At 65.9% G+C, this 19410-nt stretch carries 14 protein-coding genes; 11 read left to right on the top strand and 3 right to left on the bottom strand.

The window, feature by feature from the left end; genetic code table 11:
* Nucleotides 1–5: 5 nt before the first annotated feature.
* The 3 genes from AC3WL2_RS20825 to AC3WL2_RS20815 are packed head-to-tail and all read right to left on the bottom strand — an operon-like array spanning nt 6 to nt 3056.
* Nucleotides 6–1193: an LLM class flavin-dependent oxidoreductase gene (locus AC3WL2_RS20825; protein ID WP_102683987.1), complete on the bottom strand. Its 1188-nt coding sequence runs from the start codon at nt 1191–1193 to the stop codon at nt 6–8.
* 51 nt (nt 1194–1244) lie between these two features.
* On the bottom strand, nt 1245–1976 hold the full coding sequence (locus AC3WL2_RS20820) for a class II aldolase/adducin family protein (protein ID WP_102683988.1): 732 nt from the start codon (nt 1974–1976) through the stop codon (nt 1245–1247).
* 18 nt (nt 1977–1994) lie between these two features.
* On the bottom strand, nt 1995–3056 hold the full coding sequence (locus tag AC3WL2_RS20815; RefSeq protein WP_102683989.1) for an ABC transporter substrate-binding protein: 1062 nt from the start codon (nt 3054–3056) through the stop codon (nt 1995–1997).
* A gap of 317 nt (nt 3057–3373) precedes the next feature.
* Between AC3WL2_RS20815 and AC3WL2_RS20810 the strand changes: the two genes are divergently transcribed.
* The 11 genes from AC3WL2_RS20810 to AC3WL2_RS20760 all read left to right on the top strand — a co-directional run bounded on the left by AC3WL2_RS20810 (nt 3374) and on the right by AC3WL2_RS20760 (nt 19354).
* On the top strand, nt 3374–4606 hold the full coding sequence (locus AC3WL2_RS20810; RefSeq protein WP_102683990.1) for an acyl-CoA dehydrogenase family protein: 1233 nt from the start codon (nt 3374–3376) through the stop codon (nt 4604–4606).
* A gap of 92 nt (nt 4607–4698) precedes the next feature.
* Nucleotides 4699–6474: an ABC transporter ATP-binding protein gene (locus AC3WL2_RS20805; protein ID WP_219730359.1), complete on the top strand. Its 1776-nt coding sequence runs from the start codon at nt 4699–4701 to the stop codon at nt 6472–6474.
* The gene (locus AC3WL2_RS20800) at nt 6467–8317 is read left to right on the top strand and encodes an ABC transporter ATP-binding protein (protein WP_102683992.1); all 1851 of its coding nucleotides are present in this window, start codon (nt 6467–6469) and stop codon (nt 8315–8317) included. Before AC3WL2_RS20805 ends, AC3WL2_RS20800 begins: the two co-directional genes overlap by 8 nt.
* A 273-nt stretch (nt 8318–8590) precedes the next feature.
* The gene (locus AC3WL2_RS20795; RefSeq protein WP_102683993.1) at nt 8591–9739 is read left to right on the top strand and encodes an LLM class flavin-dependent oxidoreductase; all 1149 of its coding nucleotides are present in this window, start codon (nt 8591–8593) and stop codon (nt 9737–9739) included.
* A 19-nt stretch (nt 9740–9758) separates the two neighbouring features.
* Nucleotides 9759–10823, top strand: coding sequence for an ABC transporter substrate-binding protein (locus AC3WL2_RS20790; RefSeq protein ID WP_102683994.1), 1065 nt, complete (start codon nt 9759–9761; stop codon nt 10821–10823).
* Complete coding sequence (locus AC3WL2_RS20785; protein WP_102683995.1) at nt 10820–11878, top strand: ABC transporter substrate-binding protein; 1059 nt, start codon at nt 10820–10822, stop codon at nt 11876–11878. The genes AC3WL2_RS20790 and AC3WL2_RS20785 overlap by 4 nt, the downstream gene beginning before the upstream one ends.
* 207 nt (nt 11879–12085) lie before the next feature.
* Complete coding sequence (locus AC3WL2_RS20780; protein ID WP_102683996.1) at nt 12086–14329, top strand: TonB-dependent receptor; 2244 nt, start codon at nt 12086–12088, stop codon at nt 14327–14329.
* Between the two features lie 65 nt (nt 14330–14394).
* Nucleotides 14395–16842 carry a TonB-dependent receptor plug domain-containing protein gene (locus AC3WL2_RS20775; RefSeq protein ID WP_102683997.1) on the top strand — a complete coding sequence of 816 codons (2448 nt, stop codon included), beginning with the start codon at nt 14395–14397 and terminating at the stop codon, nt 16840–16842.
* Nucleotides 16843–17038: 196 nt separating this feature from the next.
* Entirely contained in the window at nt 17039–17791 is a 753-nt protein-coding gene (locus AC3WL2_RS20770) for an ABC transporter permease (protein ID WP_102683998.1), read from the top strand.
* A gap of 10 nt (nt 17792–17801) precedes the next feature.
* On the top strand, nt 17802–18557 hold the full coding sequence (locus AC3WL2_RS20765; RefSeq protein ID WP_102683999.1) for an ABC transporter permease: 756 nt from the start codon (nt 17802–17804) through the stop codon (nt 18555–18557).
* Nucleotides 18558–18568: 11 nt separating this feature from the next.
* Nucleotides 18569–19354 carry an ABC transporter ATP-binding protein gene (locus AC3WL2_RS20760; protein ID WP_102684000.1) on the top strand — a complete coding sequence of 262 codons (786 nt, stop codon included), beginning with the start codon at nt 18569–18571 and terminating at the stop codon, nt 19352–19354.
* The last annotated feature ends 56 nt before the right edge of the window (nt 19355–19410 follow it).

The raw sequence follows: 19410 nt of genomic DNA, 5'->3' as shown, positions 1-19410 counted from the left end.
TCTCCTCACGCCGGTTGCGCCACGCCGGGCTTGCTGGCTGCGCCCAGGCGCGGCACTTCAAAGCCATGGTCCAGGTCCAGCAGCGGGAACAGCAGGTCAGCCACCCGGTGCGCCTCGTCAATCAGCGGGAAGCCGGACAGGATGAACGCCGAGGTACCCTGCGCTTCGTACTCGCGGATGCGTTCGGCAACCTGTTCGGCGCTGCCGACCAGGTAAGTGCCGGCTGCAGGGCCAAGGATGTTGAAACCGAACAGGCTGGGGCCCAGCCAGACGTTGGGGTAGATCTCCAGCTCACGGGCGGTGGGCAGGCGCCCGGCGCGGATGCTGTCGAGGTTGCGCTGGATACGCGGGTCGTCGCTGACGTAGCTGTCGAAGGTTTGCCCGGGAGGCAACTGCCGTTCGATGGCCGCGCGCGCGGTGGCTAGCGAGGTCCGTTGCAAAAGGCGCTCTGCATGGGCCCAGGCTTCTTCCTCGGTCTCGCGCACGATCACCTGCAGGCGGGTGCCGTAGGTCAGTTCACGGCCGATCTTCGCCGCCTCGGCTGCCACCCGGCGGAACTTGTCGCCGAGCTTTTGCGGGGTGTCGGCGAAGCTCAGGTAAACATCGAGCAGTTGCACGGAGTGGGCCACACCCGGTGCCGAGGTGCCAGCCCCCCACAGCGGGATGCCGGGCTTTTGCTTCGGTGGGTGCCAACCGCCCAGCGGGTGATGGGCAGCGCCTGGCGAACGGGGTGAAAGCTTGACGTAGCGGCCATCGTAACCGGCGGTTTCACCGGCGTAGAAGCTTTGGAAGGCGCGCCAGTATTCCAGGCTGAAGTCGTAGCGTTCATCGTGCGGGTAATGCACGCCCAGGGTGGCCAGGCCAGCGTCGTTGCCGTTGACCACGTTGAACAGCAGGCGGCCGTTGGAGAACTGGTCAAAGGTGAGCGCCCATTTGGCCAACACGGCTGGCGACAGCTCGCCCGGGTGTTGGGCGACCAGAAAGCGCAGGCGCTTGGTCGCGTCGATCAGCGCTGCCGACACGGCCAGGCTTTCATTGGGGCTGGAGCCGAGCAGCGAGCCGTAGAAGCCCAGGCGGTCAGCGGCGATGGCCAGTTGCTTGAGGTGCTCGAAGTCGGTGTGCCAGCGCCCTTCTGGCTCCCAGGGGTGCGGGCCGTCCGGCGTGGTGAGGTACCAGAGTATTTTTACTGCCATGGGGTGAATCCTTTTCTGAAAGGGGGGGCGCGCCGCGCCCCAGCGATCACATCAGCTACGCCGGTCAATACCCGGCACCAGGCCCAGCTCGGTAGCCCGCTCATACAACCCGCTCATCTTCCACTGCTGGGTCAGCACCCCCGGCCCATACGGCCGCGACCCACCCAATGCATCGGCCAACAGTTGAATCTGCGCGCCCTCCTCCAGCAACAGGATGAACTCCGCCGTGGCCCGCAGCCCCTGCTTGCCCCATACCGTGGCGCCGCCATTGGCTTCCAGGATCGCCAGGTTGAACGGGTTTTCGGCGATCTTGTCGAGGATGAAGTCGACCTCGGCCTGGCGCCGGTCGATGTACACCGGCAGCTCGCGGGCCAGCTGGTAGCGCTGCACCGGCACATAGTGGAACGGCAAGGTACGGTGGGTTTGCGCCCAGGCCCCCAGGTACGGGCTGTGCACGTGTGACACGGTGGTGATGTCGGCGTGGGTCTGGAACAGCTTGGTGTAACGGCCCAGGCCACCTTTGCCCTTGCCGACGATGACGTTGCCGGAAAAGTCGGTCACCGTGGCCTGCAGCGGCTTGCGGTGGTTCCACGGGCCGCCGTAATTGACCGCTACCAGCAGTTCTTCGCCGGGCACGCGTTCGATAAAACCGACCGTGCCATTGGCCGTGATGGTGTTGGTTTCGCGGAATACGCTGAAGGCCGCTTCGGCTTCGGCCACCACCTGGTCGATGAAGGCTTGTAGTTCGGCAGTGACGGGGCGTTCGTTGATCAGTACGGTCATGTTCAATCTCCAGTCAGGTCAGGCGCGGCGCTGGGCCTGCAGTTCTTGGGCAGCTTGCAGGGGCCGCGGGTCGACCCAGTCGGCGATGGCGAAGTCGGCCTCGAGGAAGCCGTGCAGGTACAGGAAGTCCTTTTGCGTGCCAAGGAAGGCCAGGCGCTGCTCGGACAGGTCTGGCGCCAGGGTGGTGTGGAAGTCACCCCGGTAGGCCTGCGCCACGCCTTGGCTGCCGGCGCGGGTTTCTTCTTCGAGGATGCGGTTGAGCGCGTCGCGGTTGTTGGCCGCCCAATCTGCGGCACGCAAGGTCTGGGCAAGGAAGCGCACCACCAGCTCGAAGTGGTCGTCGAGCAAGCGCTGGTGCACGGTGATCGGTCGTGGCGTGCCGTTGTTGATGCGGTGGCGGGGGTCGGCCAGCAGATCGAGGTCGACGCCGACCACCAGGCCCAGCCGACGTGCCGCATCAGCCGCTGCCGCGCCCTTCACGTACACCGCATCGACTTCACCGCGCGCCAGGTACTCCAGCCCCGACCACAGCCGTTGCAGGCCCAGCTGCGGGGTTGCAGCGTTGGCCTGGTCGAGCAGGGCCACTTCCACCAGTTGCACATCACCCAGCTGCAGGCCAGCCGACGCCAGGGCGCCTTTGTAGCCGTGCAGGCTCATGGCCCGGGCGATGCTGCCGGGGCGGCTGTCGCCCCAGGCCGGCAGGGCCAGGCGCTTGCCGCGCAGGTCGGAGGCGCTGCGGATGCCGGAGTCCGGGCGGACCAGAATGGTTTGCCATTCTTCGATCCAGGTCAGGCCGATCAGCCGGCTGGGCGAGCCAGCAGCGCGTGCGGCCAACGCCGGTACGTTGCCGCCTTCGCGGAACAGCCCGGGCAGCTGGTGATCGTAGTGGTGATGGCCAAGCTGGCGGGCCTCCTGCAGGGTCGAGACCGGCAGGCCGTCGAGGGCGAATTCCTGCTCCAGCCAGCCAAGCTTGTAAGCGATGCCAGAGGCGGTGGGCACCGGGCAGCGGGTGAACCAGATGCGCTCCAGGGCAGACAGGTCGTGCGCGGGGCTTATTGCGGTGGGGCTTGCGAGGGTCATGGGGTAGCTCCTTGGGCGTCGTGCAAGCACCATTGCAGTGTGCGTGCCAACCGCTGGAGGCCTTGATTTCATTGACGTTGGATGTTTTGACAGGGCGCTTGCTGCTGGAGTGGGAGCAGGATTGCGGGTGGGGTGCTGCCAGATCAGCAGGGCGGCTGCTGCCCTGGCAACAAAAGGTTGCGCAAGCCGCGCAGCACGGGGCCTGAACAGGGGTGGCAAAGATATTGCTCGAGGGCTTCAGGCCGCGCTGTGGCCCATTGCGGGCTTACCCGCGAGACAGGCCCACTGGCCCCTTCAGACATAGCCGAGACCTCTCCATGAGTGCCATAGAACCCTCCCCTGCCCGCCGCCTCACCAGCGCAGCCGAAGCCATCGAAACCGCCCGCCAGGTCGCTGAAAAAATCGCCGAGCTGGCCGCCGACCCACGCAACAACGGCCAGCTCCCCCGCCGCCAGGCCGAGCTGTTGTCCAGCAGCGGCCTGACCGCCATCGCCGTGCCGGCCGAATTCGGCGGCCTGGGTGCCTCGGTGCAGACCGTGGTCGAAACCGTGCGCCTGGTGTCCACCGCCGATGGCGGCGTCGGCCAGTTACTGCAGATTCACAACGTGATGCTGCGCGGTATCTTTACCGGCTACCCGGATGAAGTACGCGACCGGCTGATCGCCGATGTACTGGCCGGCAAGCGTTTCGGCAACGCCCTGGCCGAAGTCGGCGGCAAGAACAAGTTCGCCCTCAAGACCCGCGTCGAACGCAACGCCGATGGCCAGTGGGTGCTCAACGGCAGCAAGTTCTACTCCACCGGATCCTACCTGGCCGAGTGGATCTCGCTCACCGCCGCCAGCGAAGACGGCGGTGTTGGCGTGTTGCTGCACCGTGACACCCCCGGGCTGACCCTGGTCGATGACTGGCAAGCCTTCGGCCAGCAGAACTCGGTGAGCGGTACGGTGAACTTCGACAATATCGTGCTCGACGAACGCTACCTGACCCGTCGCAGCGGGCCGATGAAGCGCACCGGCCTGACCTTCCCGCAGATCCTTCACGCGGCCATCGACACCGGCATCGCCGCTGGCGCCTTGCAGGCTGCCATCGCGTACCTGCGCGAGCATGCCCGCGCCTGGGTGGAGAGCGGCGTCGAGCGCGCCAGTGACGAGCCCCATGTGATCCGCCAGGTTGGCGAATATGCCGTGGCCCTGCGCGGTGCCGAGTCGGTGCTGCGCGAGGCCGCGCGGGTGTTTGACGATCACGAGCGCGACCCGGAAAACAAGGCCCTGCAGGATGAGCTGATTCTTTCGGTGGCCACCGCCCGCGCGCATTCCGATGCGGCGTCACTGAAGATTTCCAGCGACCTGTTCTCGCTGCTGGGAGCCAGCGCGTCGCTGAGCAAGTGGAACCTTGATCGCTTCTGGCGCAATGCCCGGGTACACACCACCCACGACCCGATCCGTTGGCGGCTGCACAACGTCGGCAACTACTACCTCAACGGGGCGGACCCTGGGGAGTACACCGCAGTGCTCAACGCCAAGGAAAACCAGGGCGCTACCCGCCGTTGAAACCAGGTTTGGGCGGGGGGTGCCTTGCGCCCCTGTCGCGACACAAGGCCGCTCCTGCAGGGGGCGGCGTCGCATTCTGATCGAGCATTTACATGAACCACCCTCTACTTCGGGCCTTGGCCATCTATCGCGAAATGCCGTGGCGCTTCGTCCTGGTCACAGCCTTGTACATGGCCGGCAATCTCGGCCTGGCCTGGCAACAGTGGCTGATCGGCCACGCGGTCGACGATGTCAGCGCCGGTCGCGCCGTGTCGCGCCTGGCTGATGGCAGCCTGGATGCCAGTATCGCCTGGCACTGGTTGTGGCTGCTGTTGGCCATCGCCTTGGGCCGCGGCCTGCTGCAATACGCCGCCGCCGTGCTGTCGCTGGTGCTCAGCCAGGCCCTGCTCACGCGCCTGCGCGAACGCATCCTCAACCAGGTGCAGCGCCTGCACCTTGGCTACCACTGGGGCCACGGCATGGGTGAACTGGTCACCCGCACCACCCGCGATGCCGACAAGGTGCGTGATGCATTGATCACCTTCTGGCGGCAGATCATCGAAACACCGCTGGTGGTGATCGCCGCCGTCGGCCTGTTGAGCTGGTACGACCCGCTGTTGGGCCTGGTGCCCTTGCTGCTGACCGGCGCCGGGCTGTGGCTGTTCGTGGTACAGACCGATCGCCTGGTAACCCTGGACCGTGCCGTGGGCGCCGCCTATGACCAGGTCAGCCAGGACCTGGCCGAAGGCATCGGCGGTGTGCGGGTGATCAAGGCTTTCGGCCTGGAACGCCAGCGTATCGCCCGGTTCGCCAGCCAGGTCGAGGTGTTCACCCATCACGCCCGCGCTGCCCTCGCCTACGCCAGTTCGCGCATTCCGCTACCGCAGGCAGTGGTGGCGCTGGGGCATGTGTGGATCCTGGTCTACGGCGCCCATCGCGTGGCAGCCGGTGCTCTGGGCATCGGCGAACTGGTCACCTCGCTGCTGGTGGCGACCACGTTGGTGTTCCGTATCGAAGGCATCGGCCGGGTGATGCAGACCTTCGCCGATGCCCGCGCCAGCGCCGAACGCATCTGGCAGTTGCTGGACGAACGCCCGGCCATCCTCGGCGGCCATGCCACGCTGCCTGCCGGGCCGCTGGGGCTGAAGCTGAACCAGGTGCAGGCCAGTGCAGCAGAGGCTGGTCGGCCTGTCTTGCAGGACTGCTCGCTGACCCTGCTACCCGGTGAGGTGGTGGCGCTGGTCGGCGCCACCGGTACTGGCAAGAGCCTGCTGGCCAGCCTGCTGCCGCGCCTGACCGACGTAGAGCACGGCAGCGTGCAGGTCGGCAGTGATGCCGGCGGCTGGCATGACGTGCGCAACCTGGACCTGGCGGACCTGCGCCGCCGCGTTCACGTACTGCCGCAGGAAAGCTTCCTGTTCTCCGACAGCCTGGCCGCCAACCTGCGCCTGGCCGCGCCGCAAGCCAGCAACGCCCAGTTGCGCGAAGCCTTGCGCCTGGCCGCCGCCGAGGATGTGCTGGCGCGCCTGCCCCACGGCCTGGATACGCCGCTGGGTGACCGTGGCGTTACCTTGTCTGGCGGCCAGCGCCAGCGCCTGTGCCTGGCCCGGGCGCTGCTTGGCGCACCCGATATCCTCTGCCTGGACGACGCCACCAGCGCCCTGGATGCCCTGGGCGAACGCCAGGTGCTGCACAACATCCGCCACCTGCACAGTGCACACGGCCAAGGCCCGACCTTGCTCCTGATCACCAGCCGCCTCTCCACCCTGCTGCAGGCCGACCGCGTGCTGATCCTGGAAAACGGCCGTATCAGCGCCAGCGGCAGCCATGCCGAACTGAGCGCGAACAATGCCCATTACCGCGATTTGCTGGGGGTCGACCATGACTGATGTGCAACACGCGCCCGCCAGCGATATCGACATCGAGCAGCGCCTGGCCCGCCAAGCACTGGACCGGGGTATGCTCCACCGCCTGCTGCCTCTGTTGCGGCCCATTCGTGGACAGATCCTGGCAGTGATCGGCATCGAGCTTCTGCTGGTGTTTACCGTGTTCCTGCGCCCGTGGTTCGTGCGCGAACTGCTGGACAAGGGCTTGGTACACAGTGCCGACCACTGGCTGCTCGACGAACGCCTGGTGCTGTGGCTGGGCCTTGGCCTGGCGGCGAGCTGGCTGGGACGCTTTCTGCTGGCCGGAGTATCGCAGTTCATTGCCGGGCGCGCGGCGATCGGCGTGCTCAACAACCTGCGGGTCAAGGTGTTCGCCCATGTGCAGGCATTGTCGGTGAACTACTTCGACCAGACCCGTGCCGGGCGGATCATTTCCCGCGTTGATCGTGATGTCGATGCACTGGAGCCACTGCTGGTGCAAGGCCCACCAGAACTGCTGGGCGCCCTGCTGCGCTGCGGGTTGGCTGCGCTGATGCTGTGGCGCATAGAGCCCAGTTTCTTCTACAGCCTGGCCGCCACTGTACCGTTGCTGGCCGTGGCCACCTGGCGCTTCAAGCGGGTGTCGCAGCGCAACTGGGCCAAGGTGGCGGAGCAACGCAGCCGCTTCACCGCGCATCTGGTGGAAAGCGTAAGCGGGGTGCGGCTGATCCAGCAATGCGGGCAAGCGCAGATCAACCAGGCGCGCTACCGGCGGCTGCTGGAAGACTTCAACCAGGCGCTGATCCGGGGCAGCCTGCGCGCTGGCTGGTTCGCCCCGTTCACCGCGTTGCTCAGCACCGCCGGCATGGCCGTGCTGTTGCTGGTCGGCGCCCATGGCCTGGCCGAGGGCAAGGTCAGCGTTGGCCAAGTGGCAGAGAGCCTGTTCTACGTGTTTCTGTTCCTCGGCCCGCTGCAGGAGTTGTCGGACCTGTTCGAGCGCTATGCCACCGGCAGTGCCTCGGCCCAGCGCATCTTCCTGTTGCTCGACACACGCCCGCAGGTACTCGACCCACCTGCGCCACAAGCGCTGGCCAGGGCACACGGCCAGGTGGACTTCGAAGAGGTCGGTTTTGCCTATCTGCCAAACAGCCCACGGCCAGTGATTGACCGGCTCGACCTGCATATTCGCGCTGGTGAAGTGATAGCCATCGTCGGCCCCTCGGGGCATGGCAAAAGCACCTTGGTACAGCTGCTGACGCGCTTCTACGAAGTGCAGGACGGCGCCGTCAAGCTGGATGGCATCGACCTGCGTGCCCTGGCCCAGCATGACGTGCGGCGCAACGTGGGCGTGGTGTTGCAGGACAACGTGCTGTTCAGCGGTAGCATCCTCGACAACCTGCGCCTGGCCTCGCCAGCTGCCAGTGATGCGCAGCTGATTGCCGCGGCCCGCGAGCTGGGCGCCGACGAAGTGCTGGAGCGCCTGCCGCAGCGCTACCATACCGAAGTCGGCCCGCTGGGCGCGCACCTGAGCCATGGCCAGCGCCAGTTGGTGTGCCTGGTGCGGGCTTACCTCGCCGACCCGGCGGTACTGGTGCTGGACGAAGCCACCTCGGCGGTGGACGTGCACACCGAACGGCGCATCCAGCGCGCCCTGCGCCGGCTGTGCCAGGGGCGCACGGCGATCATCATTGCCCACCGGTTGGCGACTATTCGTGATGCTGACCGGATTGCCGTGGTGAAGCATGGGCGGGTGGTGGAGCAAGGGGCGCATGCCGAACTGATCGGGCGCGGGGGTGCCTATGCGGCGCTCCATGACGCGTATCTGCGCAGTGCCGGGGAGGTTGTAGCCGAGAAAATCGAGGCCTGACTTGCCGGCCTCTTCGCGGGGCAAACCCGCTCCCACAGATATGGCGCTGGACTTACTGACCGCGCCGGACCTGTGGGAGCGGGCTTGCCCTGCGAAGAGGCCGGACCTGTTCATGCTGCTGTCCCAGCATCCACTGCTGCCCGATTGCTGCCACAGCAGCACCCCTATCCCCGTCTACTCCACAAATCCCCGCCCCACAGGCCCTACGCCACGCATGGCACAGCCGTTGCACCACCCTCCTGACTCGCACACACTGCCTCTTCAGGAGTCCCCATGACCACCGAATTCTTCTGGCGCCTGCCCTTGGGTACCGACGGCCCGCAGCTGTCCACCGACAGCCACAACCGTGGCAACCCTGTACACCGCGCCGGTAACATCGCCCCCGGCCGCCTGCCCGATGGCCAGGCCGACGGTTTTACCTACATCGACTACATCGCCCAGGTGGCCAAGGCCGCTGAGCTGGCCGGCTTCGAGGGCGCGCTGCTGCCCACCGGCCCGGAGCCGTGGATTGCCGCCGCCGCGCTCGCCCGCGAAACCCGGCGCATCCGCTTCCTGATCGCTTTCCAGGCCACCTGGACCCTGCCCGCCTATGCCGCCCAGCAGGCGGCAATCCTGCAGAACCTCAGCGGTGGCCGACTGGACTGGAACATCATCACCGGCGGTAACCCGGCCAGCCAACGCGCCAATGGCGATTTCCTGGAACATGACCTGCGCTACAAGCGCACTGGCGAATTCCTCGACGTGATCCAGGGCCTGTGGGCGCAGGACAGGTTCTCCTACGATGGCGACATCTACCGCCTGGAAAACGGCAGCCTGCCGCCAGGCCTGCAGAACGAACGCAAACCGGGCGTTTATTTCTCCGGATTTTCCGATGCCGCGCTGGAGGTGGCCGCGCGCCATGCCGACGTATACCTGAACTGGGCCGAGCCGATCGACAAGCTCAAGCCGCATATCGAACGGGTACGCGAGCTGGCCGACAAGCAAGGGCGCACGGTGCGCTTCGGTCTGCGCGTCGACCTGTTCGCCCGCGAAACCGAGGAGCAGGCGTGGCGCGAGCTGCGCCAGCAGTTCGAACGCCTGGAAGGCAAAGCCAGCAGCACCGCGAAAAATTTCGTGACCGGCTCCGACTCGGTCGGCGGCGCACGTCAGGCGGCCTACCACCAACACCTGCAGGGCTTCGACGAGCTGGTACTGGCGCGCAACCTGTGGGCCGGCTTTGCCAAGGCCAAGCCTGGCCCTACCGTAGGCCTGGTGGGCAGCCACCAGCACATCGCCGAACGCCTGGCCGAATACCGCGATGCGGGTTTCAGCACCTTCATCCTCGCCGCCAACCCGCACCTGGAAGAGGCCTTGCGCATCGGCCAGGAAGTGCTGCCGCTGGTGCAACAGGCGACCAATCCCCCTTTGCAGGCCAGCGCCTGATCCCGACCGGAGCCCGAACATGAGCCAACCCCTCGAAACCCTGTGGTACACCCGCTGTCCGGTGCCCACCGGCCTGGGCATTGCCGTGCAGCAAGGCTGGCTGCAAGACGACCTGGCCAGCCTGGGCACCCAGGTGCAATCGCTGCGCGAAGCCGACCAGCAGGCGGTGCGCGAATCGCACTTCGACCACAGCCTGCTCAACTCGGTGCGCCATGGCGGCAGCATCCCGGCCATCTGGGCCCGCGCCCAGGGCCGCGAAACCCGCGTGATCGGCCTGTCGTGGGCCGATGAGGCGCAGTTGATCCTGACCCGGCCAGACAGCGGCATCCACAGCGTGAAAGACCTCAAGGGCCGGCGCTTCGGGCTGCCTGACTGGGCTGCCGCGCAGATCGACTTCACCCGTGCCCAGGCCCTGCGCGGGCTGGAAAACGCCTTGAAGCTCGAAGGGCTGCAAGTGGGCGACGTGGCGCTGGTCAACTACCGATACGACGGGACCTTCAGCGACCGCCCAGTGCGCAACGTGGCCGGCACACCGGTGTCCAGCACCCAGAGCGAAGGCCGCAACCTGGAACTGGCTGGCCTGCTGCGCGGCGAAGTGGACGCCATCTTCCTCAAGGGTGCCAGCGCCGTGCAACTGGCCCACGCCTTTGCCCTGCACACGGTGATCGATACCGGCAGCCACCCCGACCCACTGATCCGCAGCAACAACGGCACGCCACGCACCCTGGCGGTGGACAGCCACCTGCTGACGCAGCACCCGCACGTGGTACGCACCCTGCTCGGTTCGGTGCTGCGCGCCGAGCGCTGGGCACACCAGCACCCGGATGAAACCCGCCGCTACCTGGCGCGAGAAACCAACAGTAGCGAGTACTGGGTGCAAGTGGCCTACGGCAATGACGCCCACCTGCGCCTGAGCACCCGCCTGGACGAGCAGGCCATCGTGGCCTTGCAGGATTTTGTCGAGTTCCTCGCACGCTGGCGCTTCATTCCGGCGCGCTTCGAGGTGCGCGACTGGATCGCCCGCCAACCCCTGGATCAGTTGCTGGCCCCCACTCCCATGGACAGGAAACCCGTTACCCCATGACCAAGCCCCTGGAAACCCTCTGGTACACCCACAGCCCGGTGCCCACCGGTCTCGGCATTGCCGTGCAGTCGGGGCGCCTGGCCAAGGCCTTTGCGCCATTCGGCACCAATATCCAGTCGCTGCGCGAGTCCAGCGAACGCGAGGTGCGCGAGGCCCACTACGACCACCACCTGCAGAACTCGGTGCGCCACGGCGGCAACATCCCGGCGATCTGGGCCTACGCCAGCGGCGTCGAGACCCGCGTGCTGGGGCTGTCGTGGAGCGATGAGGTGCAGTTGATCCTCACCACCGAAGAAAGCGGTGTACGCAGCATCCGCGACTTGAAGAACCGCCGCTTCGGCTTGCCCAAGTGGGCCAATGTGCAGATCGACTTCACCCGTGCCCAAGCCCTGCGCGGGCTGGAAAACGCCCTGAAGCTCGAAGGCCTGGCGGTGGCCGATGTGGAGCTGGTCGACTACCCCTACGGCGGCACCTACAGCGACGATGCCAAGCAGCACCTGTATGGCGCCGAAGTGAGCCTGGACACCAGCCGCTTCAGCCGCCGCAACAACGAGCTGATCGGCCTGCTGCGTGGCGACATCGACGCCATCTTCCTCAAGGGCGCCCATGCGGTACACCTGGCCCATGAGTTCGGCCTGCGCGTGGTGGTGGATACCGGCAGCCACCCCGACCCACTGATCCGCAGCAACAACGGCACGCCGCGCACGCTGACCGTCGACCGGCACTTGCTGGAGAACCATTTCGAGGCCAGTCGCACGCTGGTCGACACGGTGCTGCGTACCGAGCAATGGGCCTGGGCCAACCCCGAAGAGACTCGGCGCTTTCTGGCGCGTGAACTGAACACCAGCGAGTACTGGGTAGCGGCGGCCTATGGCGACGATGCGCACCGGCGGTTGCGTACGACGCTGGACAGCCGCTCGATCGAGGCGCTGCAGGACTTTACCGAATTCCTGTTCAGGTGGGGGTTCATACCTCGGCGTTTCGATGTGCGGGAGTGGATTGATTTTCGCGTGCTGGAGAATGTGATCGGCTCGACTTCGCGCTTGGCCGTTTAAGACGCTGGGGCTGCTGCGCAGCAGCCCCAGGCATTTCTGCCACCCCACTGCTGCCCCAGCAGCACCCGCCCAGCACCCCACTGCTGCCCAACCTGCAAGACCCTCCAAGCAAAGGCATTAAATTCATATAAATCAATCATTTAACAATGTGGCACAGTCCCTGCTCTAGCTCTCCCCAACAACGTTTTACATACGGGGAGATCCACCATGCACCAACGTCAACCACTCGCCCGCCAGGTCAGCCTTGCGCTGCTGCTGGCCGGCACCGGCACCCAGGCCATCGCTGCCAACCAAGACAAAAAGAACGAACCGGCCCTGGAAACCGTCACCGTCACCGCCCAGCACCGCGAACAGACTTTGCAGGAAGTCCCGGTCGCCGTGTCGGCCATCAAGGGCACCAGCATCACTGCCGACGGTGTGCGCGCGATGGGCGACATCACCACCTTCGTGCCCAACGCCTCGGCCAAGAACCCCGACGGCGACGGTCGCCCGCGTTGGTACATCCGCGGCCTGGGCACCGGCGACACTGGCGCGGCGACGGTCTACCCGGTGGGCATCTACGCCGATGACGTGTACCTCAACGCACCCATCGCCGGTGGTGGGCCGCTGTTCGACCTGGAACGCATCGAAATCCTGCGTGGCCCGCAAGGCACCCTGTATGGCAAGAACACCACGGCCGGCGCGGTCAACGTGATCTCGAAAAAGCCGACCTTCGACACCGACGGCTACGGCACGGTCGGCTTCGGTACCAAGAACGAGCGTATTGTCACCGGTGCCATCGGTGGGGCGCTTGTGGATGAAAAATTGGCTGGGCGGGTAGCGCTGTACTCCGAGGAGCGCGACGGTTTCCAGAACAACGACTTCGATGGCAACACTTACGGCGATGTGAACAAGAAGGCCATCCGCCTGCAGTTCCTGGCCCAGCTCAACCCCGATCTGGACGCCCTGCTCAAGCTGCACAGCCGCCAGTTCAAGGGCGACGGCAGCAACGGCTCGCTGCCGGTGGGCCGCTACTACAACGTCGGCTACGAACGCCCGCACGGGCGCGACATCTCGTTGAACGTCAATGAAGACTATCGCCTGGACCACGACGGCGCCTCGCTGACCCTCAACTGGTACCTGGGCGACTACACCCTGACCTCGATCAGTGCCTACGACTACATCCGCAACCGCTCCACCAGCGATGCCGACTACACCCCCTACGAGGTCAACGGCGCGGCCATCACCGACAACAGCTACCGCCAGTGGTCGCAGGAGCTGCGCCTGGCCTCGCCGGAAGACCGCCCACTGCACTGGCTGGTGGGCACCCACTACTTCCATGAAGACCTGGACAGCTCTGCGCAGCGTATCGTCACCCCGGGGCCGACCCCCAACGGTACCGGCTCAAACCAGGTGGGCACCACCGCGTTCCGCGACCTGGGTTACGATCACCGCACCGACAGCTACGCCCTGTTCGGCAACCTGACCTACGACTTCACCGATGACTTCAGCGTCACCGGCGGCCTGCGCTGGACTCAGGAGAAAAAGGACATCGACCTGGACCTGGTGCAGCAGACCCGTGCCACGGCCAGTGGCCCGCTGATCCCATTGGCTGGAGCAGGCACCAACGGCAACCGCCAGGAAGACAAGACCTGGGAAGCCTGGACTTACGACCTGACGCCTGAATACCGCATCAACGACAACCTGCGGGTGTTCTTCCGCTACGCCCATGGCTTCCGCTCGGGCGGCTTCAACACCGGGCTGTCGACCAGCCTGGCGCAGTTGACCACGGTCGACCCGGAAAAGCTGGACGCGTACGAACTGGGGCTGAAGTCGGAGTGGTTCGACCGCCGCCTCACGGTCAACGCGAACATCTTCTACTACGACTACTCCGACATCCAGGTGAACCTGCTGACGGTGAACAACGGTGTGCTCACCACCGCTCTGACCAACGGCGCCAAGGGCAAGGTCAAGGGCGCGGAACTTGAGATCGAGGGCCAGCCGACCGATCGCCTGCACCTGCGCGCGGCGTTATCGTTCCTGGACACCGAGTACACCGACTTCAAGAACACCAACCCCACCACCGGCGCAGTGACCGGCGACTACAGCGGCAACAGCTTCGTGCGTTCGCCGCGCAACGTGGTGTCGCTGGGGGCGGACTACACCATCCCGCTGGAAGTGGGCGGCAAGCTGGTGGCCGGCGGCGACGTGAGCTTCCGTGACAAAGAGTACTTCCTGGCCGACCGTCAGAGCAGCGCCGACGCCACCCTCAGCCAACCCCACTACACCCTGGCCAACGCACGCCTGAGCTGGTTCAGCCATGACGACAAGCTGAGCGTGACTGGCTTCGTCAACAACCTCACCGACCGCCGCTACCAGGTGCACGGCCGGCCCAACGGCACCGCCGGGCAGTACGTGATCACCTACGGCGACCCGCGCACCGTCGGGCTCAGCGTTACCAGCCGCTTCTGATTATCAAGCCATTGGGCTGCTATGCAGCAGCCCCAATGCATCACGCTGCATAAAAGGATTACTCCATGCCCCATCCAACCGCCTTGGCCAGCGCCATCGCCCTGGCCATCGCCGGCCTTGCCGTGCCCGCATTCGCCGCCGAACCCTCCGCCCGCCTCGACACCGTTGTCGTGGTCGGCACCCATCGCAGCGACGTCACCGCCCTGCAAAGCGCCGCCCCGGTCGATGTGCTGAGCGGCGAAAAACTCCAGCAAACCGGTGCCAGCGACCTGTCCGCCGCGCTTACCGCGCTGTCGCCCTCATTCAGCTTCCCACAGTCGCCGCAAGGTGCGTTTGCCGGCTCCATCGCCCAGGGCGCCTCGCTGCGCGGCCTGGCTTCGGACCAGGTCCTGGTGCTGGTCAACGGCAAACGCCGCCATACCAGCGCCAACGTCACCCGCCAGGGCCTGGTCAACGCCCGGGGCGCGGCAGCGGTGGATCTTGGCCTGATCCCGCTGTCGGCCATCGAACGGGTGGAAATCCTGCGCGATGGCGCCGCAGCTCAGTACGGCTCGGATGCCATCGCCGGGGTGATCAACATCGTGCTCAAGGAGCGCGACGAAGGCGGCAACGCCGGCTACCGCTTCGGCGGCTACAAGAAAGGCGACGGCCTGCAGCGCAAGCTCAGCGGCTGGAAGGGCTTTGCCCTGCCCAACGACGGCTTCCTGACCCTGGCCTTCGACGCCGGCAGCCAGGACCCCGCCAGCGATACCCGTGACGACAACCGCCTGTTCTACCCCGGCTCCACCAGCATCGACACACCGCGCGAGCAGAACAACCGCTACCGCAACTGGCGCTGGGGCTCGGGCAATGTCTCGGACCAGTACAATTTCACCGCCAACGCCGAAATGGGCTTGAGCGAGGGACTGAGCGCCTATGGTTTCGCGACCTACGCGCACAAGAACACCGACGCCGAGAATTTCTTCGACCCACCGACCACCCTGCGCAGCAACTATGGCAGCGTAGCCCTGGCGCGCTACCCAGACGGCCGCCTGCCAGTCACCCGCTACGGCCTGGAAGACTATGCCGCCACCGGTGGCCTGCGCCTTGAAAACGACACCCTGGGCAATTTCGACCTGGCACTGAACTACGGTAACAACCGCGTCGACTCCACCGACCGCAACGCCATCAACCCCAGCTGGGGCACCACCAGCCCGTCGACCATCTACACTGGCCGGCGCGAAGCAGACCAGACCAACCTGACCCTGGACTGGACCCGCGACTTCGCCAACGACTGGCTGTTCAAGCCATTGACCGTGTCCGCCGGGCTGGCCTGGCGCCAGGAAAACTACGACCTCAGCGAGGGCGAGGCTGCCGGCTGGTCCAACGGGCCGCTATTCAACACGATCGACCCCATTACGGGCCGACGCATTCCTGGTTACTACTCGGGGATCACCCAGGTCGATGCGGTGTCGCTGGACCGCCGCGTGATCGGTGCCTACTTCGATGTCGAAGCCCAGCTGACCGAGAAATTCCAGGCCGGCGTGGCGGTGCGCAGCGAACATTACTCGGACTTTGGCGACACCACCAACGGCAAGCTGTCGCTGCGTTACGACTTCACCCCGCAAATTGCCGCGCGGGCCAGCGCCAGCACCGGTTACCGCGCGCCCTCGCTGGTGCAGAGCGGGTTGTCGTCGTTCAGCGTGCAGGTGGTGGAGCAGCCGCCGGGCAGTGGCAACTGGGTCGAGGTGCAGCAGCGCACCCTGCGCGCCGACAGCCCGGAAGCAGCCTTGCTGGGCGGCAAGGCACTGAAGCCGGAAGAGTCGACCAACTTCTCCGTGGGCCTGGTCTGGCAGCCACTGCCTAACGCCTCGGTCACACTCGACGCCTACCGCATCGACATCGACAATCGCATCACCCTGTCCGACCAGTTGCCCGCGTCGGTGGTCGGCCCGATCTTCGCCGGCACGCCCTACGCCAACATCCAGAGCGCGGCGTTCTACACCAACATCGCCGACACCCGCACCGACGGCTTCGAGCTGGCCGGGCATTACCAGCTGGACGTGGGCCGCTGGGGGCGTGTGGACTTCAATGGCGGCTATGCACGCAACAACACCCGCATCACCGGCCTGGGCGACGTGGGCAACATCCCCGGCAACCAGATCATCGGCCGCAACACCCAGGGCCTGATCGAAGACGGCACACCCAAGGACAAGCTGACCCTCAGCGCCAACTGGCTGCATGACGGCTGGAGCGTCACCGTGGCCCAGCGCCGGTATGGCGAGTGGCAGAACCGCAACGCCGCCAACCCCGCCCTGGACCAGACCTTCAGCCCGCAGTGGGTAACCGACCTGGACGTGTCGTACCACTTCGACCTGGGCCTGACCTTGTCGGCGGGCGCGATCAACCTGTTCGACAGCCACCCGGACAAGCTTGAGGGCGCGCAGCTATATGGCGTGCCGAAATACTCCATTACCAGCCCGGAGGGGGCGCAGGGGGCGTTCTACTACACCAGTGTGAGTTACGATTTCTGATCTGAAACCGAGTGGGCGGCTTCTCGGGCAAACCCGCGAAGCGCCAACGCCGATGCTGCTGACCGACTGCTGCTGCAGCAACACCGCGCTGCTTCCCCAGCACCATCCCCTCCCTGCAGCCCTGTAATCCAGGGCCTGCGCCGCCTGGCACAGCTCTTGCGATAAGCCGTTATCTCCTGCTCTCCCAAGGCCAGCCATGCGCGTGCTCTCGTCCCTTACCTGGTTCATCTCACCCCTGGCCCTGCTCACCCTCTGGGCCGTGGTGGCCAATGCCGGACTGTTTCCGGCCAACCTGCTGATCTCGCCGCTGGACGTGTGGCGCAGCCTCACCGACCTGCTGGCCAGCGGCGAGCTGCAGGAGCACCTGGCCGGCAGCCTGTCGCGGCTGGCCCTGGGCTTTACCGGTGGCGCACTGGCCGGCCTGGCCTTTGGCGCGGCACTGGCGCTGTCGAAAACCGTGGAGGCTTACTGCGCCCCTCTGTTCCATACCCTGCGCCAGGTGCCGAGCATCGCGCTGATCCCGATGTTCGTGCTGCTGTTCGGCGTCGACGAAACCTTCAAGGTGGTCATCGTCGCCAAGACCGCGTTCTTCCCGGTGGCGCTGGCCACCTGCGAAGGCATCCGTGCGATCCCTCGCAGTCATTTCGAAGTGGCAGCGGTGTACCGCCTGCGCTGGCCCACGCTGGTAGGCCGGATTGCCCTGCCCGCCGCGGTCCCGGCCATTGTCACCGGTATCCGCGTGGCCCTCACCCGTGCCTGGGTGGTGCTGGTGGCCTGCGAACTGCTGGCGGCCGACAGCGGCCTGGGGCAGATGATCGAGATGGGCCGGCAGATGCTGCGCATCGATGTAGTGATGGTCGGCGTGGTGCTGACCGGGCTGATCGGTTTCTGCCTGGATTTCACCCTGCGCCGTGTGCAGCGGCGCCTGTCTGCCTGGCAAAGCCGCTGAGGAGGATGCGATGAAACTGCAGAATGTGCGTGGCCTGGTATTACCGCTATTGCTGCTCGGTGCCTGGGAATATGCCTCGCGCCAGGGCGCGACTGGCGCCTATGCCTTCGTACCGCTGGCGCAGGTAGGTAGCGCACTGGCCGAACTGCTGGTCAGCGGCGAGTTGCTGGTCAACCTGTGGGCGAGCCTGTTGCGCACCTGCAGCGGCCTTGCCATCGGCATCGTCGGCGGTGTCGGCCTGGGGGCACTAATGGCCCTGTCCGTGCCGGCCAACCGCCTGATCGCACCGCTGTTCCATGCCCTGCGCCAGGTGCCGATGCTGGGCTGGATCCCGCTGATTGCCCTGTGGCTGGGTAACGGTGAAGGCGCCAAGCTGCTGATCGTCAGCCTGGCAGCGTTGTACCCGATGGTGCTGAACACCTTTGAAAGCCTGCGCCAGGTCGCCGGCCCGCACCGTGAGGCCGCGCGAGTATTGATGCTCGGCCGTTGGCAGCAACTGTGGCTGATCCTGCTGCCGGCGGCATTGCCAGGCATTGCCGCCGGCGTCTTGCAAGCCCTGGCCTTCGCCTGGGTTACCTCGGTGGGCAGCGAGTTGTTTCTGTCCGCCGGGGCTGGCCTTGGCAGCCTGATGATGAACGCCGAGGCCGCGGCGCGCATGGAGATTATCGTGGTCTGCGTGCTGTGTATCGGCCTGTGCGGCTACCTGATGTCCTGGCTGTGTTCCCTGCTTACCCGCCGCCTGCTGCGCTGGCAGCCCACCCGTTGAAAGGCCCGATCATGAACGCTATCGCCCATGCCTTACCCACCAGCGTCAGCCCTGCCGCCCTGACCATCCGCGGCCTGAGCAAGGCCTACCCGCTCAAGGGCAAGCCAGTGCCGGTACTTGAAGACATCGACCTGGACATCCGCCCCGGCGAGTTCGTCAGCATTCTCGGCGCCAGCGGCTGCGGAAAGTCGACCTTGCTACGACTGATCGTCGGCCTTGATCAGGATTACCAGGGGCAGATCCTGCTGGACCAGCAGGCGGTGCGCGGGCCGGGCCTTGAGCGCGGCATCGTGTTCCAGGACCACCGCCTGTTCCCGTGGATGACCCTGCAGCAGAACATTGCCCTGGCCTTGAAGAACCATAGGTTACCGGCGGCTGAAAAGAGCCGGCTGGTGGCCGAGCACATCGAACTGGTGGGCCTGGGCGGTTACGAGCAGGCCTACCCGCACCAGCTGTCTGGCGGCATGGCCCAGCGCGCGGCGATTGCCCGGGCACTGGTGAACAAACCCAAGGTGCTGTTGCTGGACGAACCGCTCGGCGCACTGGATGCCTTGACCCGGGTGCGTCTGCAACAGGAGCTGCAACGCATCTGGGTGCAGGAGCGCTGCACCGTGATCATGGTGACCCATGACGTCGAAGAGGCTCTGTACCTGGGTGACCGGGTGATCGTGATGGATGCGCGGCCTGGCAGGATAAAGGAAGACATCAGCATCCCCCTGCCCCATCCACGCCGACGAGACAGCGCACGCCTGCACGATCTCAAACAGCGTCTGTTGCAAGAATTGGCCGGCGCTTGAGCTCAGCGTTACGCATCATGCCGAATAGCACCCGGTTCGAACACGTGGGCGGTGGC

This window comes from Pseudomonas sp. FW305-96 (assembly GCF_058783825.1).
This window is presented reverse-complemented; position numbering and strand designations above follow the sequence as displayed.